The 21,192-nt window shown below is 49.7% G+C and carries 21 protein-coding genes and 2 pseudogenes; 9 read left to right on the top strand and 14 right to left on the bottom strand.

Annotation, left to right across the window (positions count from 1 at the left end; genetic code table 11):
• Positions 1 to 9: 9 nt before the first annotated feature.
• Positions 10 to 1,491, bottom strand: a complete 1,482-nt coding sequence (locus SFSGTM_RS02660) for a DUF1800 domain-containing protein (protein WP_198420606.1) — start codon at positions 1,489 to 1,491, stop codon at positions 10 to 12.
• Between the two features lie 142 nt (positions 1,492 to 1,633).
• On the opposite strand from SFSGTM_RS02660, the gene htpG reads away from it, so the two are divergent.
• The 3 genes from htpG to SFSGTM_RS02645 all read left to right on the top strand — a co-directional run bounded on the left by htpG (position 1,634) and on the right by SFSGTM_RS02645 (position 4,255).
• Positions 1,634 to 3,499 (top strand): molecular chaperone HtpG, encoded by a 1,866-nt coding sequence (gene htpG, locus SFSGTM_RS02655; RefSeq protein WP_162083805.1) that lies wholly within the window; start codon positions 1,634 to 1,636, stop codon positions 3,497 to 3,499.
• Positions 3,500 to 3,649: 150 nt separating this feature from the next.
• Positions 3,650 to 3,946 (top strand): type II toxin-antitoxin system RelE/ParE family toxin, encoded by a 297-nt coding sequence (locus SFSGTM_RS02650; RefSeq protein WP_162083804.1) that lies wholly within the window; start codon positions 3,650 to 3,652, stop codon positions 3,944 to 3,946.
• A gap of 3 nt (positions 3,947 to 3,949) precedes the next feature.
• Positions 3,950 to 4,255, top strand: a complete 306-nt coding sequence (locus SFSGTM_RS02645; protein WP_162083803.1) for an addiction module antidote protein — start codon at positions 3,950 to 3,952, stop codon at positions 4,253 to 4,255.
• Positions 4,256 to 4,273: 18 nt separating this feature from the next.
• On the opposite strand, the gene SFSGTM_RS02640 is transcribed toward SFSGTM_RS02645, so the two are convergent.
• The 6 genes from SFSGTM_RS02640 to SFSGTM_RS02615 are packed head-to-tail and all read right to left on the bottom strand — an operon-like array spanning position 4,274 to position 9,650.
• A complete protein-coding gene (locus tag SFSGTM_RS02640) occupies positions 4,274 to 5,176 on the bottom strand; it encodes a DMT family transporter (protein WP_174237388.1) in 903 nt (300 codons plus the stop codon).
• Positions 5,169 to 6,110: a lysylphosphatidylglycerol synthase transmembrane domain-containing protein gene (locus tag SFSGTM_RS02635; RefSeq protein WP_162083802.1), complete on the bottom strand. Its 942-nt coding sequence runs from the start codon at positions 6,108 to 6,110 to the stop codon at positions 5,169 to 5,171. The genes SFSGTM_RS02640 and SFSGTM_RS02635 overlap by 8 nt, the downstream gene beginning before the upstream one ends.
• The gene (locus tag SFSGTM_RS02630) at positions 6,107 to 6,979 is read right to left on the bottom strand and encodes a decaprenyl-phosphate phosphoribosyltransferase (protein WP_232526026.1); all 873 of its coding nucleotides are present in this window, start codon (positions 6,977 to 6,979) and stop codon (positions 6,107 to 6,109) included. The genes SFSGTM_RS02635 and SFSGTM_RS02630 overlap by 4 nt, the downstream gene beginning before the upstream one ends.
• Positions 6,976 to 7,281: a hypothetical protein gene (locus SFSGTM_RS02625; protein WP_162083801.1), complete on the bottom strand. Its 306-nt coding sequence runs from the start codon at positions 7,279 to 7,281 to the stop codon at positions 6,976 to 6,978. The genes SFSGTM_RS02630 and SFSGTM_RS02625 overlap by 4 nt, the downstream gene beginning before the upstream one ends.
• A gap of 52 nt (positions 7,282 to 7,333) precedes the next feature.
• Positions 7,334 to 8,803: a sensor domain-containing diguanylate cyclase gene (locus SFSGTM_RS02620; protein ID WP_162083800.1), complete on the bottom strand. Its 1,470-nt coding sequence runs from the start codon at positions 8,801 to 8,803 to the stop codon at positions 7,334 to 7,336.
• 1 nt (position 8,804) lies between these two features.
• Positions 8,805 to 9,650, bottom strand: a complete 846-nt coding sequence (locus SFSGTM_RS02615) for an alpha/beta fold hydrolase (protein WP_162083799.1) — start codon at positions 9,648 to 9,650, stop codon at positions 8,805 to 8,807.
• A gap of 222 nt (positions 9,651 to 9,872) precedes the next feature.
• Here SFSGTM_RS02615 and SFSGTM_RS02610 point away from each other — a divergent pair.
• Positions 9,873 to 10,786, top strand: a pseudogene (locus SFSGTM_RS02610) (tyrosine-type recombinase/integrase).
• Entirely contained in the window at positions 10,783 to 11,898 is a 1,116-nt protein-coding gene (locus SFSGTM_RS02600; RefSeq protein WP_162083488.1) for an IS91 family transposase, read from the top strand. Before SFSGTM_RS02610 ends, SFSGTM_RS02600 begins: the two are co-directional and overlap by 4 nt.
• Positions 11,899 to 12,248: 350 nt before the next feature.
• On the opposite strand, the gene SFSGTM_RS02595 is transcribed toward SFSGTM_RS02600, so the two are convergent.
• From SFSGTM_RS02595 to SFSGTM_RS02570, 6 genes are read right to left on the bottom strand one after another with little or no spacing between them, the layout of a single operon-like run.
• A complete protein-coding gene (locus tag SFSGTM_RS02595) occupies positions 12,249 to 12,851 on the bottom strand; it encodes an HAD family hydrolase (protein WP_162083798.1) in 603 nt (200 codons plus the stop codon).
• A complete protein-coding gene (locus SFSGTM_RS02590) occupies positions 12,848 to 13,585 on the bottom strand; it encodes an SDR family oxidoreductase (protein ID WP_162083797.1) in 738 nt (245 codons plus the stop codon). Before SFSGTM_RS02590 ends, SFSGTM_RS02595 begins: the two co-directional genes overlap by 4 nt.
• Entirely contained in the window at positions 13,578 to 14,921 is a 1,344-nt protein-coding gene (locus SFSGTM_RS02585) for an FAD-binding oxidoreductase (protein ID WP_162083796.1), read from the bottom strand. Before SFSGTM_RS02585 ends, SFSGTM_RS02590 begins: the two co-directional genes overlap by 8 nt.
• 6 nt (positions 14,922 to 14,927) lie before the next feature.
• Complete coding sequence (locus tag SFSGTM_RS02580; RefSeq protein WP_162083795.1) at positions 14,928 to 16,427, bottom strand: ArnT family glycosyltransferase; 1,500 nt, start codon at positions 16,425 to 16,427, stop codon at positions 14,928 to 14,930.
• Positions 16,424 to 16,849, bottom strand: a complete 426-nt coding sequence (locus tag SFSGTM_RS02575) for a type II toxin-antitoxin system VapC family toxin (RefSeq protein WP_174237387.1) — start codon at positions 16,847 to 16,849, stop codon at positions 16,424 to 16,426. The genes SFSGTM_RS02580 and SFSGTM_RS02575 overlap by 4 nt, the downstream gene beginning before the upstream one ends.
• Positions 16,849 to 17,097 carry a type II toxin-antitoxin system Phd/YefM family antitoxin gene (locus SFSGTM_RS02570; protein WP_162083794.1) on the bottom strand — a complete coding sequence of 83 codons (249 nt, stop codon included), beginning with the start codon at positions 17,095 to 17,097 and terminating at the stop codon, positions 16,849 to 16,851. Before SFSGTM_RS02570 ends, SFSGTM_RS02575 begins: the two co-directional genes overlap by 1 nt.
• Positions 17,098 to 17,248: 151 nt before the next feature.
• On the opposite strand from SFSGTM_RS02570, the gene secB reads away from it, so the two are divergent.
• Genes secB through SFSGTM_RS02550 form a run of 4 tightly spaced genes read left to right on the top strand, consistent with a single transcriptional unit; the run spans position 17,249 to position 19,722 of the window.
• Positions 17,249 to 17,701 carry a protein-export chaperone SecB gene (gene secB / locus SFSGTM_RS02565; protein ID WP_162083793.1) on the top strand — a complete coding sequence of 151 codons (453 nt, stop codon included), beginning with the start codon at positions 17,249 to 17,251 and terminating at the stop codon, positions 17,699 to 17,701.
• Between the two features lie 2 nt (positions 17,702 to 17,703).
• Positions 17,704 to 18,132 carry an SH3 domain-containing protein gene (locus SFSGTM_RS02560; protein ID WP_162083792.1) on the top strand — a complete coding sequence of 143 codons (429 nt, stop codon included), beginning with the start codon at positions 17,704 to 17,706 and terminating at the stop codon, positions 18,130 to 18,132.
• Positions 18,129 to 19,118, top strand: coding sequence for an NAD(P)H-dependent glycerol-3-phosphate dehydrogenase (locus SFSGTM_RS02555; RefSeq protein ID WP_162083791.1), 990 nt, complete (start codon positions 18,129 to 18,131; stop codon positions 19,116 to 19,118). The genes SFSGTM_RS02560 and SFSGTM_RS02555 overlap by 4 nt, the downstream gene beginning before the upstream one ends.
• Positions 19,119 to 19,146: 28 nt before the next feature.
• The gene (locus SFSGTM_RS02550) at positions 19,147 to 19,722 is read left to right on the top strand and encodes a transglutaminase-like domain-containing protein (RefSeq protein WP_162083790.1); all 576 of its coding nucleotides are present in this window, start codon (positions 19,147 to 19,149) and stop codon (positions 19,720 to 19,722) included.
• Positions 19,723 to 20,104: 382 nt separating this feature from the next.
• Here SFSGTM_RS02550 and pstS read toward each other — a convergent pair.
• Positions 20,105 to 21,061, bottom strand: a pseudogene (gene pstS / locus SFSGTM_RS02545) (phosphate ABC transporter substrate-binding protein PstS); the annotation flags it as partial.
• Between the last annotated feature and the right edge of the window lie 131 nt (positions 21,062 to 21,192).

Here is a 21,192-nt window from a genome sequence, read left to right as displayed (position 1 = left end):
CTTATCTCCTCAATGTTGCATGAAATCTGGGCTACCCAATACCATGGCAGCACGTAATCTGTCGGTTGCTGTCGACATCACTGTGGCACGAGTTTGTGCAGATATGGACACACCTAAGGTTGATAACAAATCCCCCGCATCTATCTCAGGCATGGGGGCTGGTTTACCCATATCCGGCTCCCGATTCAGCGGTAGATGCCCGGTTGCCAATGCGGTGGCGAAATTAATGCGCTGAGTAATCGCTTCCGGATTCTCCCAGGCATCTGCCGTATTTTTGTAGCCATTTGGGGTTAGGTAGCCATACAAGGGCATGCCCAGTTGCGACAGCGTGCCCATTATTGGCCGTATATTACTGACGTCATCGCCTGTTGCCCGTACTGCAGACAGCACATACTGGTACGGAGTTTTGAACTTACTGCCGACATTGCTCACATCCCAGAATTCATGGCTGTCAAACAGGCTGCGCAACACCTGGGTAATATCACCATGGGTGTCGAGAAAGCGCCGCGTGAGCTTATCGACCAGTGCAGGTGGTGGCGTGTCGCTAACAAAGTATTGTGCGAGTTCGTAGCTGATATGTCTGGCAGTGACCGGACTGGCTGCTAGCACATCGAGTGCGAATTCGCCTTCACGCTCACCTTGTGAGGCGACATGATAGCCCAGCCATTGCTTATCACCGTTATCATGCACCCGCGCATTGAACTGAAAGCCATCGTCACGCTGCCCCAGATTGCGCGGGTAGAACGTCCAGCCCGTCAGCATCCGCGCCAGCTCAGTTACATCCTGCTGGGTGTAACCACCATCCACCCCTAACGTGTGCAGCTCCATCACCTCACGTGCATAGTTTTCGTTCAGCCCGCTGGATTTTCCGGCCTTGGCCAGGGGTCTGAATAGCTCCGTGCCCGCACCGACTGATTGCCAGTTGTCCAGATAAAACAGCATGGCCGGATGCTTGGCCGTTGCTCCCAGTAAATCCCGAAAATGACCCAGCGCATACGGACGTATGGCATTGCGCTCATAATCCTCAACCAGCACACGATCCAGCCCTTTATTGGCAAACACGTTGAAATGATTGAACCAGAAATCCACCATCACCTCTTGTAACTGACGTGGACTATACAGTGCCTGCACCAGTCGCAATTGCGCATCATGCTCGGCAACCTGTTTAATCAGTTCAGTGCGCTGCTGCTTACGCGCTTCGGCATCGGCCTGCTTGTCAGGGCGTAGCGCCTGGATCAGGTCTTCTGTAGGCACAGTTTGCGCAGTCAGCGCATCCAGGCGTTGCCTGTACTCGGTTGGCAAAAGGATGCTATCTGGGTCAAGTTGCGCATCGATATAGCGTGACACACCCATACTCATGACACTGGCAATATCGCCTGGACGTGGGCCAAACGCCAATCGATTCAGGACATGAACCGCACGTTGCTGCTCAGTCATTTCGGCATGCGCATTTGTCATGAGCAAACCCATACACAACAACCACCATTTCATGATCATCCCCTCACTATTTATTGTTATTAAGATTATAGAGTTACCCGGAATAGATACTGTAACAGTATGTATCCCCCTTGAAACATCGACACCTAGACGCCATTTATTGCTCACTTGTTAACTAAAATGGAGCTATACAAGCATGACAACTGCATCACAGACAGAAACACTGGGCTTTCAAACCGAAACCCAACAAATTCTCAAGCTAATGATTCACTCCTTGTACAGCAACAAGGAAATTTTTCTGCGTGAACTGATTTCCAACGCATCGGATGCGGCGGATAAATTACGCTTTGAATCCTTGAGCGATAGCGCCCTCTACGAAAACGACAGCGAACTAAAAATCCACATCAGCTATGACAAGGATGCTAAAACCCTGACCTTGCGTGATAACGGCATCGGTATGAACCGTGAAGAAGTCATCCGCAACATCGGCACCATCGCAAAATCCGGCACCAAGGAATTCATGCAGTCGCTGACCGGCGATCAGGCTAAAGATGCCAACCTCATCGGTCAGTTCGGTGTGGGTTTTTACTCAGCATTTATCGTTGCCGACAAAGTGACCCTCACCACGCGCCGCGCAGGATTGGGCAAAGAACACGGTGTACGCTGGGAATCAGCAGGTGAAGGTGACTACACCATCGCCAATGTGGAATGCGAACAGCGCGGTACAGAAATCACCCTGCACTTACGCGACGACGAAACCAGCTTCCTCAATGACTGGCAGTTACGCACCGTGGTCAAAAAGTATTCCGACCACATCACTTTGCCTATCGTGCTGACCAAGGAAGATGGCACAGAAGAAACTATCAATCAGGCTTCTGCATTGTGGACCCGTCCAAAATCCGAGATTACGCAGGAACAGTATGACGAGTTTTACAAACACGTCGCTCATGATTTCGAACCACCCCTCGCGCACGTACACGCACGCGTAGAAGGCAAACAGGAATACACCCAGCTACTCTACATCCCGCAACGCGCACCATTTGACATGTGGGACAGAGAAGCGCGTCACGGCATCAAGCTGTATGTGCGCCGTGTATTCATCATGGATGACGCAGAACAGCTCATGCCCAACTACATGCGCTTCATCCGCGGCATTATCGACACCGCTGATTTACCACTAAACGTATCGCGTGAAATCCTGCAACACAGCAAGGACATTGACAATATCCGCGCAGCCAACGTGAAAAAAATTCTTGGCGTACTTGATGATCTGGCTGCCAATCAGGCTGAAAAATACACCAAGTTCTGGGGTGAATTCGGCAATGTCATGAAAGAAGGCGTGATCGAAGACACCAATAATCGTGATCGCATCGCCGCATTGCTACGCTTCGCCAGCACCACCAGCGACACCCAGGCTGTGTCATTTAATGACTACATTGCACGCATGAAAGAAGGTCAAGACAAGATTTACTTCATCACTGCAGACAACCTGGCCGCTGCAAAATCCAGCCCACATCTGGAAATTTTCCGCAAAAAAGACATCGAAGTGCTGCTACTCACCGACCGCATCGACGAATGGGTAATTTCTAACTTACAGGAATTTGCAGGTAAGTCTTTGCAGTCAGTTGCCAAAGGTGGTCTGGACTTGGGTACTTTGGAAGATGAAACCGAAAAACAGAGCCAGGCAGAAGAAGCCGATGCATTCCGCGAATTGACCGATCAAGTAAAAGCCACGCTGGGCGAGCGCGTGAAAGAAGTCCGCATCACCCACCGCCTGACTGACTCACCTGCATGTCTGGTCAGTGACACTAACGAAATTGGTGGCAATATGGAACGCATCCTCAAATCCGCAGGACAAGCCGTGCCTACCAGCAAGCCCATCCTCGAACTCAACCCGACGCACCCTATTGTGCTCAAGGTCAAAGCCGAAATGGGCAAAGACAAATTTGCCGACTGGAGCAACCTGCTGTTTGATCAGGCCATGCTGGCCGAAGGCGGACAACTGGAAAATCCAGCAGGGTTTGTACAACGTTTGAATGGTTTGATTTTAGCGTTGAGCTAAGCACACCATTTTTAGTTATTCATCCAACCGCCTGATCTTCGGACAGGCGGTTTTTTATTTCTGTGAGCACTCATCTTAACAGCCGGAAACTGGACTACGACTATTCCAAAATATCTGGCAATAATGTAACCATTCGATTACACTATCGTTATGTATATCGTCAAACAGCATCCCGAATTTAGTACATGGTTCGGCAACTTAAAAGACCGTGTAACACGTATTCGCCTTGGTCGCAGACTGGATCGGGTAGCACAAGGTAATTTAGGCGACGTTAAATCTGTAGGTGACGGGGTCTTTGAAATGCGTGAATTTTTTGGTGGAGGTTGGCGCATGTATTATATTCAACGCAACGATATTATTATCGTGATGCTGGGTGGTGGCGACAAGTCCACTCAGGCAACAGATATTGCCAAAGCCATCAAACTTGCAGCAACTATCGAGGAGTAAATCATGAACAAAAAAACTAGGATTGCCGACTTGCCAGAATTTGATTTTACTGAACATCTTAAAAGTGAAGCCGACATTGCCGCTTATCTGACTATTGTGCTTGAAGAAGGCGATGCAGCAGAACTTGCACATGCACTTGGGGTCGCAGCACGCGCGCGCGGAATGAGTGAAATTGCCGCACAATCTGGCCTGACCCGCGAGGCATTGTACAAAGCATTACGATCAGGTGCACAGCCACGCTTTGATACCATCAATCGTGTTTGCGGCGCATTAGGGGTGCGTTTGGTTGCGCTGCCTGTTCATTCTTGAAAATACAGGGATATCATATCAACCCTCATCAACTTCCGGACGTCTTCTCAGCGGCATCATCGCTAAAGCAACCCCACTTATCACTAATCCACCACCCATAATTTGCGCAAGATTGGGCAGCTGCCCCATCACTGCCGCTGTCAGCATCGCAAAAACAGGTATCAGATTCATGAACAAAGCCGTACGCCCGGCACCAAATCGCGCAATGCCCGTGTTCCAGAACAGATAAGCCAGCACCGTACCACCGACCACCATAATGGCTAAATCTACGCTTGGATAGAAACCAAGCGTCGTCAGGTGGTCACCGCTTAACGCTGCAGCGGCCAGCAATATCAACGCCCCAGCTGACATTACCAGTGTCGTATTGGTTAACGCCGATTGCTTAGGCATTAGCTTACGACTCAACACGTTATAGCCAGCCCATGCCAAATTGCCGCCCAGCATCAGCACGTCCCCTTGTATATTTTGCAAATGCGTTAATTTGGACATATCCCCACTGGAAATAACCACCAACACTCCCACCAAGGCTAGCGGCAGGGATAACAGCAATCGTTTACTGGGCCGCTCACCCAGCACTAACGCAGCCAACACGATGGTAACAAGCGGATTGGTTGCCATAATCAGCGACGCATTGCCCGCTGAAGTGGTCTGCAAGGCGTAAAAGAATAATAAATTAAATCCGCCTATCCCTACTGCAGCGATGATCAAATAAGCTTTGATGTGTTGCATAGCAGGCGCAAGCAGCGGTTCACGGCGCCAACTGGCAAAAACCATCATCAGCATTGCGCTCAACCCGAAGCGTGAGGCAGCCAGCCACAGCGGCGACATCTCCTGCAAGATCGGCCCAGCCAAGGCGAAATTCGCTCCCCAAAACAGGGTCGCGATAATGACTAGCAAATAGATGGTATTGTTTTTAATCATGGATTTTTTTAATTTGAGTCACCGCTAAGCCGCCTAAAGCGATAGCGAACCACAGTGTAGTCAAGCGTACTAACAGGGTCACCGCCACTGCATGCGCCTGATCCAACTGTTGCAGCATCAGCAATGCCACCATACTCGCCTCGACACCGCCGAGACCACCAGGCAAAAAACTGATCGCGCCAACCAGCATAGAAAAAGCATAAATGAACATCGCAGTTTGCAAATTGATATCACTGCCCAGACTGTGCAGCATGAAATACAGCGCCAGCCCCTCAGCGCCCCACGCTACCATGCCGATGAGTATGCCTATGGGCAAGATCGGGAAACGCAAACAGCGTCCGGCATGCTGCACGGTGGTGACTCCGGCATGAATAATCCGCGCCAATTTAACTGGCAACACACGCGTACTCCAACCCTCTATCAACAATAACAACCGCGCTTGCTGTAACAACACCAGGATCACCACCAGCACCGCACTCAAACCCAGCACAAAAGGCTGCGCCACGGGATACACCCACGCGCCTGCCGCTGCGAGCAATACCATACTGATTAAATTGGAACCTTGTTCACTGAAAAACACCGCAACGCTTTTAGCATAATCCACGCCATGCGCTTTGAGAAACAGGCTGCGGATAGTCTCACCGACCTTGCCCGGCACGATGGTCATGCTAAAACCTGCCATGTAGATTTTGAAATGCTCAGCCAGCGGCAGCTTGTGTCCCAGCTGCGCCAGATACAATTGCCAGCGAACGAAGCGCAGTATGTAATTCACCATAGACAGCGCCAACGCCAGTAACGTCACCCCCCAGCCTATCTGGCTGACCGCGTGCACTACCGCATCCCAGCCTGTCCACAGCACAAAGCCCAGATATGCCGCGACACTGACCAGCATCACCAGCAATAAGGCGTGCCGTCGCCAGCCCTGCAACATCATCGTATCAGCCAGAAGGTCGTCAATGCCCAGGCCAATACCGCAACTACCAGATGCACATCTCGCACCAGCTCACGCGATGGATCTGCGCCACCCTGTTGCTCATGCAGCAAATAAATGTAGCGGAATACACCATACATCACAAACGGTACGGTATAGATCAGATATGCCGTACCGTGTGCGCGTATTGTGTCCGGGCTCATGGTATAGAGGCTGTAACTCATAATCACGCCGGATGCGGTAATGCCTATCATCTTATCGAGCAAAACTGAGCTGTAATGCGCCAGCACCTTGCGATGCGCAGTGCCGCCATTATGCAGTGCGGTCATTTCAGCACGGCGTTTGGCGAATCCCAAAAAAAGTGTGACCATCAAACCACACAGCAACAACCATTGTGACGGCGGGATACCCACACCCAGCGTACCCACCAGTATGCGCAGCATAAATCCCATGGCAATAATAAACACATCCAGCATCACCACATGCTTGAGACGTAGCGAGTAGGCCAGATTCATCAGCGCATAAGCCACTACGATTATCAACGCCACGCTACTGACCGCATACGCAATACTCAAAGCGATACCTGTCAGCAACATCGCAAACAATCCTGCGGTCGGCAATGTCAATTCCTCAGCTGCCAATGGTCGTAGGCATTTAACAGGATGCAGCTTGTCCTGCTCTCTATCCACCATGTCATTGAGAATATATATCGCACTCGCCATTAACGAAAACGCTACCGCAACAAGCACCACATGCCACACGATAACGCTATCGTTCCAGGCATGCCCAAACAGCAATCCAGTAAAAACAAAACTATTTTTTAGCCATTGATGAGGGCGCATCAAACGCCACAATGCAGACAACATTTTCATGCGCGTATCGTTTCCCTGCATTGCGCCACAGCCAGTTTAACCACTTCGGCATCCAGCACAGACTGCGCCAGCGTATGTTCCAGTGTGTCCAGCGCCAGCCAAACACGATCCAGTTCAATAAGCCCAGATTTCGTTTTAGCAGGTGCAGTTATCTCCACCCCATCTACAGGAGACAGACTCGCATAACGCGGGATCATACGCTGACCACCACCGTCAACAGACGCTACCAGAGGGGATATTTTAGTGAAAATCTCACCTTGATAAACAAAGCGAGTGCCTAATGGCAAGTGTTGAAATTTCATGAATAATTAAGGTCGGTAGACGAACCCGAACATCTTAACCCAGCCAGACAATTCATGCCATGTTGGGTTCATACACCACTAATTTTTGCGATGCTTGCTGTTTGGCGCGATACATTGCTTTATCCGCCTGCTTATGCAAACTCATCAGCACATCTGAGTTAATCGTTGCTGCATGGGCGATACCGATACTCACTACCATAGGCTCATGCATACCCAATTTATGGGTTTCATATTCGGCCGCTGCCTGCACGATACGTTGAGCAACGGTCACGCCATAAATCGAATTATGCTCGGTCAACAACACCACAAACTCATCACCACCGATGCGGTATAACCTATCATCGTTGCGCAAACATTTCTGTATCAGCTTCACCAATGTAATCAGCACTTCATCGCCCACATGATGCCCGTAAGTGTCATTAATATGTTTGAATTTATCGCAATCAATTAACAACAGCGTGGTAGAAATAAGCTGAGATTTTGCCAACTCATGCAGTGCTATAAACTCCTCGTCATAAGCCAGACGATTATAAGCCCCGGTTAGGCCATCTCTATGCGCCATATCCCAGAGCGCCTTATTCTTATCATCAATGCGCCTGTGCATGCCATCGAGTTGCTGCTGATAGGTGTTGAGCGAGCACCTTAATTCATCCAACTCAAGCACATACAAAGGATCTTCAAATTTCGGCGCATCCTCACGACTATGATGATCACCCAAAACACGAATATGACGCGCCAAATGCACTAGCGGTGTCGCCATATAACGCATCACCATCAAGTACACGCCCAAAGATAAAAACAGCAATATCCACAACACGCCAAATTGCGTTTGCTGCATCACTTTGAACAGCATATCCACATCGGGATTATCAGAAGGGCGGAAATGGATATGCGCTACCATATCTCCCATCGTGACAACATGATCTGGTATTAAATCAAAACCAAAATCACGTGTACTTACGTCATAGAATGGCAATACCTCACGCAATGCAGCCATGAAATCAAAACGCACCAAAGCATAGCCAGAAAGCTGAGTTTTGCTGTAACCGTCATAAAGTGGACGCACTAAATAGCCGTATGTCCGACCATCATGCAGCCTGATCCACAACGAAGGTGTGGCTGGCAATTCATCCGGAATATCATTTGATGCCGCTGATGCCAGCACCTTGCCATGCCGGTCATACAAGGCGATTTCATCTACCATAGTTGGTAGCAGGCCACTACTCAATGCGCGACCATCCCGCCAATATTCATAAAAGCTGGTATCAAACAACTGTTGATGCGTTTCATCGCTGTCTACAAATTTCTGTATAGCGGCAGTCATAAATGGCTGTATAGACAATAACGCTTTCGCCAACTCCGCTTTGGCTGCCAAGGCATGTTGCTGCTGAATTTTCTCCCGCACATCGGCCATTTTTTCATATGCCAATAAATTGACAACGCTTAATAACACAGACAACAGCAGAATAAACAGAATGACATGCGTTTTAATCGAATGTGACTGAAACCAGGCGCGTACCATGTCAGTTCTTTCGTAGCGACTTCAATATTGCCAGGACTCTATCATCCAGATCAAACTCGGCCGTACCATCAAAAAAATGCCCAGCCCCACTCACCACATCCGTCCCGGGGAAATCATGCTGTAAACGCGTACCCCACCCGACAGGGAATACTTTATCCATACTGCCGATCAACACTTTCACCGGCACTTTCGCCTGAGACAAGGTATGAATGATTTTATCTTCATCCCAAACCGCATAACTCAAATAATCTGCCCGAGTGGATAAATAATTATGCTGACAATAGGCCATAGTGTAGGAAGATAAACCGCTAGACTCTGGGGCACGCAAGACTCGAGCCAATTCATCTGGATTAGCTCTGATGGGCACAACACTTACCAAAATTGCCTGACGTACAAGACGATCCGGATGCTCGGAAACATAGCTCAACACCACATTTGCACTGGAACTGTGCGCTATCAGCACTATAGGTTGCTGCGTACGTTGCGCCAGCCACTCCACCCAGAACTGAACTTCATTACTATCAGTCACCATATTATGGCGATGGGGTGCTTCGCATGCCACGGTCTTATTGCGCAGATTATAACCTTCTGACAACGTAGGCACGACGACAGTATAACCAGCATCATTCAGCGCCTGCGCCAATCCACTCATAGGCAAAGCCAGCCGAGTCTGTAAAAATCCATGAACTAAAATAACCGCTGGCTTATCAGGGCTACCAAGACGATAGTCAGCACTTACCATCAGCTTAGAAGGCAAACGCACCTGTATCACCTCAGCATGAACAATGCCGCTCACGACACACAGCAAGCCAAGCACCAGCATCTTCATCAATTTAGTATTTTGCATCTGCATCACTCCTGCACTTTTTATCTGCCCGACATCATGTGCCGATACTTTATTTAGAGTTGCAATTACATTGATTCGTAGCAAATTGATTAGTTTTTATACTACGGTATGTTGAACGAAGCCGCTATCGCGGAGAAATATTCCCGAACCATCAAATTACGCAGCATAATTTCGTCTCCCCCAGCAATGGAATTTTGATTACTGTACCACGAGGAGACGACATTGACAGCCCCCACACCCATCCCCGCGCACTTCGAGCACAATCACCAGCGACTGCTGAATTGCCTCAAGCTCAGAGGCATGCAGCCTAAAACCATCGCCTTGTATTCACACGGCGTACGGCGCGCAGCGGTGTATTTTAATGACCAGATAGACGCGCTCACCAAGCCACAATTAACCGACTATTTTGTTCGCATCCTGGATACCCATTCATGGAGTACGCTCAAACATGATCTGTATGGACTGAAGTTCTATTATGCCCATGTACTCAGCCAACCCTGGCCAGGTGCGGATCTGGTTAAACCACCCAAGTCATATAGCCTGCCCGACATCATTACCGTCGCCCAGGCACAACAAATCTTCATGGCCACCCGCGTATTGAGCTACCGCGTATTCTTCTTCACCCTCTACAGCCTGGGCTTACGATTAGGCGAAGGCTTACGCTTGCAGGTAGGGGATATCGATGCGGATCGGATGCGGGTGCAAGTACGCAACGCCAAAGGCAACCGTGATCGATTGGTGCCGTTATCAGAGAACACCTTGCAGGTATTGCGCCGTTTCTGGCTCACCCATCGCAACCCAAGCTTGCTCTTTCCTAATCGACACGGCGGTCTTGCCAAATCGCACTTGGCACGCACCCCGCTGGATCGTGGTGGTATCCAGACCACCTTGGGTCAAGTGACCCGTGACTGTGGCTTAAAAAAAGAATTACACCACACAGCCTGCGCCACAGCTATGCCACCCACCTGATAGAAGCTGGCATCGATTTACTCGAAATTCAGCAGATACTCGGACACCAGTCCATCCTCACCACCATCCGCTACACCCACCTCACCGAACAACGCCATCAGAGCGCACACACTCGCCTTAATCAATTAATGGAGAAATTCCACATTCATTGGGGCAAAGTCAAATGATCAGACTGGCGCACATCGTAGCAACCTACGCAGCTAAACTGCTTGCACAACACGGTCATCACCTATTGCCCAGCCAGCAAGCTGCCTTAACCGCCTTTCAAACCTGCCGTAGCCAGATGAGCCCGAGGATGCAACTTGCCTGTGATGATTGTCAAACACCCAGCTACCTGCCACATTCCTGCGGTCATCGGCATTGCCCGCATTGCCAGGCGCACGAATCACAGCGCTGGATAGACCAGCAATTACACAAATCCATCCCCGCCAACTACTTCATGCTCACCTTCACCGTGCCCGCCCAGTTGCGCACACTGGCCTGGCAACATCAGCGCGTCATGTATGACTTGATCACACGCTGCGCGTGGGAAACAGTCAACACCTTCAGCCAAAACGACAACAAGCTGCGCGGCAGCGCAGGGGCGGTGACTGTACTGCATACCCATAACCGCCGACTGGACTATCACCCCCATGTGCATCTCGTCATGCCCGCTGTCGCCTTTAACCCCAAACAGCGACGCATGCGTCATAAACACGGCAACTACCTGTTTAACCACAAAGCCCTGGCCAAAGTATTTCGTGCCAAATTACTGGCAGGCATCAGACAAGCAGGACTCACCCTGCCAAACGATTACCCGACCGATTGGGTGGTGGATTGCAAAGCCGTCGGCACTGGACAGCACGCTCTGATCTACCTTGGGCGCTATCTGTATCGGGGGGTGATACAGGAGAAAGACATCCTCTCCGACCGGCATGGTCAGGTCACCTTCCGTTACCGGAACAGCCAAACCAAACAAATGGAAACCCGTACCTTGAGTGGTGTAGCCTTCCTGCGACTGATACTGCAACACATTCTGCCCAAAGGCTACCGCCGCGCCCGCAACTTTGGCTACCTGCATCCCAATAGCAAACTACTCACCCAGCTACAGCTGACCCACCTATGGCGACGGAACAATCCGCCGCCAGCGCAACCCAGACCAGCGATACGTTGCCAATGTTGCGGTGGGGTGATGAAGATAGTGCGCACACGTATCAAAGCGATACCGCTAGCCACATCAGCCCCATCTATAAAACGGGAACACAGAGCAGATGACACAGGGTGGGAGACCATGCGCTAAACCAGCCCACACCGCCCACCTGCCAGACTAGGCAGGTATGGCCGTGCTCGCCCTGAAGAAGGCTGAAATTGGGTTAACATGCCCGAAAAGCCGACTAAAAACGGTGAGTTGAATAGAATAAGTTGCTGCAATGGCAACGTGAAGGTCGTGAAATGGCGGGTGGGATGCGTAACGCGTCCAGTTATGCCAGCATAGTCAAAAAGATATTTCCATAAGCGCTCAAGCAACACCCGCCCCAGCCATGCCGGGCTTGTCCAACAAACGGTTCAGATTGTGGCTCGCTTCGCGATCACAATCTAACCTTATTCGTTAGGTTAGCACTGCCATATCGTTTTGTATAGCACACTAAATTAGTCAGGCATTTTTCGGTAGTAGCCATAGTCCGCCATCGCCAGTAATTCCTTGTCACCTTTGCTATCACCATAGGCATATAAGATATACGCCTCGCGCTCACCCAGCAACGCTGTCAGTCGGCGCGACTTTTCCACGCCATAACAGTTGGGCAATGCCAACTCACCTGTATAGGCCTCACCCGCTATGCCTAAACGCGAGCCGATAACTTCCTCTACACCCACACTTGCCGCCCACGGGCGCAAATAGCATTCCAGTGACGCACTCACAATCACGCAGCGATGCCCCTGCTGCTGATGCCAGCGCAGTCGTGCCAAGGCCTTGGGATTGATTCGTTGTGGCAGCTGATGCTGCGCAAACTCACGCGCGCGTTGCTGTATGCGTTGCACATCCTGCCCAGTAAAAAATTGCGCCAGCACCCTCGCTTTTGCATGATGATTCTTCACCAGTTTAAGCGCATAACCCAGCAATACCGGCGACAGCTGCAACATTGATAACGCATACTGTTTGTCACCTGCCAGATAGCGCAAAAATGGCAAAAAGCTATCACCATGAGTCAGCGTGCCATCAAAATCAAACGCAGCAACCACAGGCTTGGTCATAACTTCAACTTCTTGAAAATTGCTTCAGGGATATTTTTAATGATCAGCATGATATAGCGCCAGAACCAGGGCAGATACACCACGTCAGCCGACTTATTGAGTGCAGCAACAATACGCTCACCCATGTATTGCGGGCTGGCAACCAGAAACAGACCCGCCATGCCATAAGTCATCGCTGTATCTACAAAGCCCGGCTTGACAGTAATCACACGCACGCCACTATGGAACAAGCGATTGCGCAAACCCTGCAAATACGCACTCAAACCGGCTTTCGCCGCGCCATAAGGATAATTACTTTGTCGTCCACGATCACCCGCAACGGAACTGATACCGATAATAAAACCCTGCTTACGCGCTTCCAGATAGTTCGCACAGTGGCTTAATATAGACGCGGCGGCAGTAAAATTCACCATAATCACCTCAGCACCCAACGGGAAATCACGTGCCGCCTGCTGGTCACCCAGCATCCCCATTGCCAGCACCACGCCGCGCATTTCACCCATCTCTGCCATGGCCTGATTAAAAAATCCTGCATGGCTCGCCATATCCTCGGCGATAAATATCCCCCACCGCGCATTGATACGATAACGGATTGCCAAGTCTGCTGCTATTCGTCCCAGCTCGTCCGCATTACGTCCTGCCAGATAAATATCATGCCCCTTTGCTGCAAACGCTGCCGCAGTAGCACGCGCAATAGCTGAGGTCGCACCGACTATCATTACCGCATTAGCCATGTTGCGCCCCCAAATTCAGCCGTTTAGACAAACTGGAAGCAAAACGTCCATGCGGATCTACCAGCTGCTTTACCCGCAACCACTCGGCATGACGTGGATACATGATACGAAAAGTTTGTGCGTTGAGCACGGCATCCTTGGCCAGATAAACTCGCCCGCCATGCGCCAGAACGATAGCATCCAGCTCACGCGTCAACGCCAGCACACCTGCATCACGCATGGGAATATCCAGTGCCAGAGTATAACCTGCCAGCGGAAACGACAGCATACCCTGATCTTGCGCACCCAGTTTTTTCAACACCGCCAGAAACGATGGCCGACGACTCACTGCCAGCTTTTCCAGCAACGCCGTTACAGCCCCAAACGCACCCGCCGTAGGTATCACGCACTGATACTGCACAAAACCCGATTTTCCATATAAGCGATTCCAGTGGGAAATACCATCCAACGGATAAAAATAATCGGTGTAATGGGCAAAAAACGGCTGAGTTTTACGCCCCTCACGGGTGTAATAAAACTGATTGAATAACTTAACAGTCAGCGGATTCAACGCTGCCGCAGGCAAATCAAATGGCATGGATTTAGCTGGTTTAATTTTCACTGCAGATTGCAAAGTATTGGGCAAATCTACTACCGCAGCGTGATGCCCCGTCATTAGCACACTACGCCCCAATGATTCTCCTGTAGCAAGACAATCTATCCACGCCACGCTGTAGGCATCATCTAGTGCGGCATTCTCAAACAACGCAAAGGTTGCCGTTAAATTAGCTGCCGCATGATGGCGCACTTGCATATAAGGGCTGGAAATCGGTATCAGGCGCAAGCTAACCTCACCGATAATACCCGTCAGCCCCATGCCGCCCACTGTCGCCCAGAACAAATCGGCATTTTCGGTCGCTGAACAAGTGACGCGGCTGTTATTCGCCAATATTAATTCTATGTCGATAACATGCTGGCCAAATGCACCGTCATGATGATGATTTTTGCCATGCACATCTGCTGCCACGCAACCACCCAGCGACACAAAACGCGTCCCTGGTGTGACTGGCAGAAACCAGCCTTGCGGCACAATAACATCCAATATTTCTGCCAAAGTCACGCCTGCTTCGGCGCGTAAGGTGCCGGCTACCACATCAAACGCCAGCATACGGTTTACCCGCTCGGTCAAAATCACCGTCTCGCCCAAAGCCGCATCGCCATAACTGCGCCCTTGCCCACGCGCAATTTGTGTCGGTGATGATGCACGTAAATCCTGATAGCGCTCAGGTCGCTCAGAGGCGCAAGTTTCTACGGGATAACGCCCCCAGCCTGATAATGGCCGATTTAATTTATTCATATAGCCTCAGCGCGGACAGGCATAGTCCGCAAAATATTTATCGCAGAAATAACACGATGTGTGCGGTAAGAAATCGGGTATCCGATAATAGCGGTCACGCACCTGTGCCAACACACCAGCACGATAGGCAGGATAATCAAAGCCACGCCCGAGCACCAGATAAATCACTGCCCCACGAACATTCACGGTACGCAATTCGACATGCTGAAAGTACGGGGTGTATTTAGATAAATCAGGTTGCGATTTGTCTACCGTCAGAATATTGCGTCCGGCCATGGTACGGAAATCCGTATTCATATCATCCTGCCGGGCATGCTGTGAGCCTGCGCCGAACACGAAGAATTCTTTATTGGCATGATAGGCAATCACTGCTGCATTAGAATAATCATCTACCGCGAACAAGTAATCACGCTCATACGGTCGCAATTGCGCGATAACATCATCATTGTGCATGATAAAAACATAACCACTATAGAGTTTGCTATGCTGCCACCAACTCGCGGGCGCAGCTAAAATCGCTGCCACAATTAACACATGCACGGCTGTAAACCACGCCATGAACTTAGCAGTTTTGCGCCATTGCACCGCAGTTAACTTTGCTGCCAGCCACAGATAAAAGAATGGATAAAATGCCAGCACCCAATGTAATCCTATGGTTTTTTTCAGCGACAACAGCGCAAAAAATGTTATTGGCAACCAGAATGCAAACCCATACATACGCCTAGTAATGCTACTGTCTATCATCTGACCGCGCTGTTTCCAGACGTAATACACAAGTGGTGGTGTCATCAGATACAGCGTGGTCACAACGTACAGCCACACATTATCCAATGAGAACTGTGCCCCTTCGTTGCGGTTGTATAAGTTAAACAAAATGTTGTCCCAGCAGTGGGTGTAATTCCAATACACATTTACTGCTACCGCAGGCATGGAAGCCAATACCAGCGCGCTCAACCCCAGCCAGCGACGTTTCAATCCAGGCGTAAACAGGACGAAGGCCAGATATGCTAAGCCTAATAGCACGGCAAAATATTTGGACAGAAATGCGAACCCAAGCGCCACGCCCGACAACAAGTAGTAACTCAACCTATCCTGCTGCACCGCCCGCACCATCATATACACAGACACAAATACAAAGAATATTAACGGCGTATCGGTAGTAATGAGCACATTGAGAATATTGACAGGCGAGATCAGAAAAACCACTGCCACCCACGCCGCTCGCTCGGCATCCCATGATTTGAGCAGACGATAAATACCTGCACCCATTAAGGTTGAAAATACAACAGCAGGCAAACGCATCAGTACTTCACTATCGCCAAACCAGCGCATGACATACAGTATCCACCCAACCATAGGCGGATGATCGTAATAGCCATAATCCAGATGCCGCGCCCATACGATGAAATAAGCCTCATCACCCGACATAGGCAGGAAATACGCCAGTGCGAGTTTAAGCAGCAATGTACTCCACAGCACACGCTGGAATGTTTTTTGTGCATTCATTTTGCTACATTCCAAGGGTTAAACAGCGCCGCTCCCGTCGCCGTAAAATCTGCAACATTGCGCGTCACCACCGTCATTCCATGCACGATAGCCGTCGCTGCAATCAATGCATCGCGTTCTGCGCATGGATCTGGCACAGGCAAACGCGCACAACAGAGTGCCACTGCTGTATCCACATCCAGTATTCGTCCTGCAAACGCAGGCAAAACATGACCATCCAGCCAATCTCGTAGCATCGCCCCCTGCGCCGCATCGCGCCGCGCCACTGACAACACTCCCATTTCCAGCTCTAACAAGCTAATTGCAGACAAATACAATGCCGCTTGTGGCACAGTAGCAGCCCAGGCAACAACATGCTGATCGGCCTTACCTGTTTTGGCGCGTCGCAGTTCTGAGACGACATTAGTATCCAGCAAAAACATCAGCTCAAATCCGCCGCACGATATAGACCACCTGCGCGTACAGGCTCAAATTCGACATCAGCAGTCATCGCTAACATATCGACGATATTAGAAGCCCCTCCGACCATTTTTTGATAATCTGCTATGCTCAATAACACATGCGCAGGCCTGCCTCGGTCGGTAATAAACACGGGGCCTTGCATTGCTGCCTTCTTGGCACCACTCGCATCCTGATTAAATTCACGACTAGATAATGTTGTAACTGACATAGCTAACCCCTAGCATCACACAATGTAGCCACATTACTACATTTATCACTGACGTACAATCTTGAATTAGTCATCATCCCCCTGAATTTCGTCTTATCCTCGTCACGCATTCGGGTTAAAATAAGATTTTTGTTTACACTATGGAGTCGTCATGAGCGATCAGGAACCACAAGCAGTATTTGCCATCGAAAAACTATACGTCAAAGACGCTTCTTTAGAAGTCCCTAACGCACCCAATATATTCCTCGAACGCGAAGCGCCAGAAATCGATGTGCAATTAGCAACCCAAAGCGCTCCAATCGCCGAAGACGTCTATGAAACATCATTGACCGCAACTGTTACTGCTAAAGTTGGCGACAAAATCATGTTCCTGGTAGAAGTTACTCAGGCTGGCATTTTCCGTATTGCACAAATCCCTGCAGAGCAACTGGATCCAGTTCTTGGCATAGGCTGCCCGAATATTGTTTTCCCTTACTTGCGTGAAACCGTTTCAGACTTAGTCAACCGCGCCGGTTTCCCACCTGTAATTTTGAATCCAGTTAACTTTGAAGCCTTGTACATGCAACAAAAACAAGAGCTCGCTAACGGCGCAACCACGCATTAATCATGTACCGTCTGCTATTCGCCATCGCCATGCTCTGTGCCTTACCGGTACAGGCACTGGATTTCCGCTCTACTGCAAATACAGCGGCCGTCTTGTATGATGCACCCTCGACCGAAGCAACACGCTTATTTGTATTAAGCAAAGGCTATCCGTTAGAAGTTGTGGTTATCATCACCGGCTGGGCAAAAGTGCGCGATAGCAGCGGAGCTATGGCATGGATAGCGCTGGACCAACTGAGCACGACACGCACGCTGGTCGTGCGCAGTGCTAGCACAATTCGCAACACTCCCAACGACAACGCGCCTGTCACCGCGCAAGTCGCCGCCAACGTAATACTCGTCTGGCTGGAAAATAGTGGTGAGTGGGCAAAAGTACGCCTGCCTAATCAAAGTACAGGCTATATCAAACTCAATCAGGTATGGGGCACATGAAACTAGCCATACTCGGTGCTGGCGCATGGGGAACCGCACTTGCGGTTAATTTTGCACCACGACACCAAGTCACCCTGTGGGCACGCAACCCTGAACAAATTGCAATAATGCAGGCAGATAAATGCAACACACGCTATCTGCCCGATGTGAACCTGCCGCCTCAACTCCAATTAAGCAGCGACCTTAATGACAGCATAGCCAACGCCGACGCAATTATAGTCGCTACTCCCAGCGGCGCCTTCCGCAGCACGCTGAGCAAAATCGCAGATAAAGTTGGCACTACCCCAGTCATCTGGGTATGCAAAGGCTTTGAAACAGGCACCATGAAACTGCCGCATCAAATCGCCAATGAAACACTCAATGCCGCAACCCCACGCGGAGCGCTTTCAGGGCCCAGCTTCGCCAAAGAAGTTGCTGCGGGTCTACCCACTGCGCTCACCTTAGCCAGCGAACAAACTGCAACCCTCGCACTCGCCAGTCAGTTACACAACCACCATTTACGTGTATATACCAGCACCGATGTGATTGGTGTAGAAGTCGGCGGCGCGCTGAAAAATGTCATCGCCATTGCCGCAGGCATCTCCGATGGCCTGCACTTCGGCTACAACGCCCGCGCCGCACTGATTTCACGCAGCTTGGCAGAAATGACGCGTCTGGGTCATAAATTAGGTGGACACACCGAAACTTTCATGGGATTAACTGGCATGGGCGACCTAATCCTCACCGCCACCGCAGACCTCTCCCGTAATCGCCAGGTCGGCTTGCGCCTGGCTGCAGGCATGAGCCTGGAAGCCATACTCCGCGACCTCGGTCACATCGCCGAGGGCGTCACCACCACCAAAGAAGTCGAGCAACTTGCACAACAACTAGGCGTAGACATGCCCATCGTTCACGCCGTATATCAAATACTGTATCAAGGTGTTGCGCCCAAGACGGCAGTTGAAGCGCTGTTAAATCGGGAGCCTAAGGCTGAAGTGGTAGAGTAATTGGGTATCTCACCCACGGGCCCAAGTCATGAAACAATATCTTGAACATAGTGACTACATAGACTGGCAACATCCACTCATACTCACACAAGCCAAAGAACTGGCAACAGCTAATTCTTCAGATGAAGCGATAGCTGAAAGTTGCTTCAAGTTTGTTCGTGATCACATCAAACACAGCTGGGACTACCGTCAAAACCCTGTCACATGCAAAGCATCTGAGGTCTTAATACATGGAACAGGCTATTGTTACGCTAAAAGCCATCTATTAGCCGCGCTACTTAGAGCCAATAGTATTCCAGCAGGGCTGTGTTACCAACGATTATCTATCGATGGCAACAGCCCACCTTACTGCCTTCACGGCTTAAACGCCGTTTATCTCCAACAGTACGGATGGTATCGAATTGACGCCCGAGGTAACAAGTCAGGTGTCACTGCTGAATTCAGTCCACCTATGGAAGCCTTAGCTTTCAACATTACAAACACCTCGGAGAGGGATTTCACCGAAATCTGGAGCGAGCCTCTACCGCTAATAATTAATACACTTACCCAATATCAAACCGTAGAAGAAGTGTTTCAGCATCTGCCTGATATTGAGATTATATAATCACAATAAAAAATACTAATTTAACATCCAAAACTCTAAACTCGGCAGCATCCCCCTCCTGCATCACCACGTAACGTTAATAAAATCGGGGGTAGTCGGCGAGGACTATCTGAGCGGGCAGCGCGAGTTCCGCAGCCGCCCGATTTTACTAACGTTACGTGGGCAGTCCGCAGGACTGGTGCAGCGGGGTGCCGTTCTCTTTGGTTACTTTCTCTTGGGCAAGCAAGAGAAAGTAACTTGCCGTCGGGCAATCCCGACTTACCAATGCGCGCAATATGTAAGAATGTTAGAATTGACCCCATCATGCATCATGTTAGCCAAAAAAAACGCCACCCGATAAATCAAGTGGCGTTTCAGTATTACTAATTAAACCAACGCTAAATCAAATACCCAACTGACTATGCCAGTATGTTTTAATCGTACTCACTGTATTTTCAGGTAGAGGTCCGAAAGCAATTGATTTGGCCAAATCCTGACCGTGCTCGAAGCCCCAGGTAAAGAATTTAACTACAGCTTCATTACTTTCCTTAGGCGCATCTTTTTTCAGGATTTCCCATGTGCAACCTGATATAGGCCAGCTATCTGCACCAGGCTGATTGGTCAGGATGACATAAAAATCTTCAGCTTTAGTAAAGTCAACGTTAGCAGCAGCTGCCTGGAAGCCTTTCAGACTTGGGCTTACCAATTTTCCAGCCTGGTTATACATACGTACATAGTTCAGTTTGCTTTCAAGGATGTAAGCATATTCAACATATCCGATTGAACCTTTAACCTGATTAACTAAGGCGGCAACACCATCATTACCTTTACCACCAATACCGCCCACCCAATTAACTGCAGTATTAACACCTACCTTAGACTCCCAGTTTGGATCCACTTTAGAGAGGTAACTAGCAAAGGTAAAAGTTGTACCTGAACCGTCAGCACGATGTACTGGTGTGATCACCATGTCAGGTAATTTCAAACCTTTGTTCATCGCAACGATAGCAGGGTCATTCCACTTGGTGATTTCCCCCATGTAAATTTTAGCAATCACGGGACCGCTGAGAACTAATTCACCTGGTTTCACACCTGGCAGATTAATGATCATATCCTCACCTGCAATCGCAGTCGGGAACTGTATCAAATTCGATGCTTTCAGATCTTCTGGTTTCAGTGGCATATCACTAGCGCCGAAATTAACTGTGCCCGCTTTGATTTGTTTGATACCACCACCAGAACCAATAGCCTGGTAATTTACCTGAACATTTTCAGCTTGTGCGTAAGGCGCACTCCATTTGCTGATTAAAGGATAAACCCATGTACTACCTGCACCAGTGATTTCTGCAGCACCGGCATGGCTAACGCTAAGACCTAAAGTTGAACGAAGCCGCTATCGCGGAGAAATATTCCCGAACCATCAAATTACGCAGCATAATTTCGTCTCCCCCAGCAATGGAATTTTGATTACTGTACCACGAGGAGACGACA

The sequence above is a fragment of the Sulfuriferula nivalis genome (assembly GCF_009937995.1).
Taxonomy (GTDB): domain Bacteria; phylum Pseudomonadota; class Gammaproteobacteria; order Burkholderiales; family Sulfuriferulaceae; genus Sulfuriferula; species Sulfuriferula nivalis.
The sequence above is the reverse complement of the archived record's forward strand: the minus strand, read 5'-3'. Positions and strand labels throughout refer to the sequence as shown.

What these genes read in the sequence shown, in the direction of transcription:
- SFSGTM_RS02595 (WP_162083798.1), bottom strand. Translation starts at nt 12,851, where the DNA reads ATGACCAAGCCTGTGGTTGCTGCGTTTGATTTTGATGGCACGCTGACT.
- SFSGTM_RS02630 (WP_232526026.1), bottom strand. Translation starts at nt 6,979, where the DNA reads ATGAAAATGTTGTCTGCATTGTGGCGTTTGATGCGCCCTCATCAATGG.
- htpG (WP_162083805.1), top strand. Translation starts at nt 1,634, where the DNA reads ATGACAACTGCATCACAGACAGAAACACTGGGCTTTCAAACCGAAACC.
- SFSGTM_RS02620 (WP_162083800.1), bottom strand. Translation starts at nt 8,803, where the DNA reads ATGGTACGCGCCTGGTTTCAGTCACATTCGATTAAAACGCATGTCATT.
- SFSGTM_RS02560 (WP_162083792.1), top strand. Translation starts at nt 17,704, where the DNA reads ATGTACCGTCTGCTATTCGCCATCGCCATGCTCTGTGCCTTACCGGTA.
- SFSGTM_RS02640 (WP_174237388.1), bottom strand. Translation starts at nt 5,176, where the DNA reads ATGATTAAAAACAATACCATCTATTTGCTAGTCATTATCGCGACCCTG.
- SFSGTM_RS02650 (WP_162083804.1), top strand. Translation starts at nt 3,650, where the DNA reads ATGTATATCGTCAAACAGCATCCCGAATTTAGTACATGGTTCGGCAAC.
- SFSGTM_RS02600 (WP_162083488.1), top strand. Translation starts at nt 10,783, where the DNA reads ATGATCAGACTGGCGCACATCGTAGCAACCTACGCAGCTAAACTGCTT.
- SFSGTM_RS02580 (WP_162083795.1), bottom strand. Translation starts at nt 16,427, where the DNA reads ATGAATGCACAAAAAACATTCCAGCGTGTGCTGTGGAGTACATTGCTG.
- SFSGTM_RS02615 (WP_162083799.1), bottom strand. Translation starts at nt 9,650, where the DNA reads ATGCAAAATACTAAATTGATGAAGATGCTGGTGCTTGGCTTGCTGTGT.
- SFSGTM_RS02575 (WP_174237387.1), bottom strand. Translation starts at nt 16,849, where the DNA reads ATGTTTTTGCTGGATACTAATGTCGTCTCAGAACTGCGACGCGCCAAA.
- SFSGTM_RS02590 (WP_162083797.1), bottom strand. Translation starts at nt 13,585, where the DNA reads ATGGCTAATGCGGTAATGATAGTCGGTGCGACCTCAGCTATTGCGCGT.
- SFSGTM_RS02555 (WP_162083791.1), top strand. Translation starts at nt 18,129, where the DNA reads ATGAAACTAGCCATACTCGGTGCTGGCGCATGGGGAACCGCACTTGCG.
- SFSGTM_RS02660 (WP_198420606.1), bottom strand. Translation starts at nt 1,491, where the DNA reads ATGAAATGGTGGTTGTTGTGTATGGGTTTGCTCATGACAAATGCGCAT.
- SFSGTM_RS02625 (WP_162083801.1), bottom strand. Translation starts at nt 7,281, where the DNA reads ATGAAATTTCAACACTTGCCATTAGGCACTCGCTTTGTTTATCAAGGT.
- secB (WP_162083793.1), top strand. Translation starts at nt 17,249, where the DNA reads ATGAGCGATCAGGAACCACAAGCAGTATTTGCCATCGAAAAACTATAC.
- SFSGTM_RS02585 (WP_162083796.1), bottom strand. Translation starts at nt 14,921, where the DNA reads ATGAATAAATTAAATCGGCCATTATCAGGCTGGGGGCGTTATCCCGTA.
- SFSGTM_RS02550 (WP_162083790.1), top strand. Translation starts at nt 19,147, where the DNA reads ATGAAACAATATCTTGAACATAGTGACTACATAGACTGGCAACATCCA.
- SFSGTM_RS02645 (WP_162083803.1), top strand. Translation starts at nt 3,950, where the DNA reads ATGAACAAAAAAACTAGGATTGCCGACTTGCCAGAATTTGATTTTACT.
- SFSGTM_RS02635 (WP_162083802.1), bottom strand. Translation starts at nt 6,110, where the DNA reads ATGATGTTGCAGGGCTGGCGACGGCACGCCTTATTGCTGGTGATGCTG.
- SFSGTM_RS02570 (WP_162083794.1), bottom strand. Translation starts at nt 17,097, where the DNA reads ATGTCAGTTACAACATTATCTAGTCGTGAATTTAATCAGGATGCGAGT.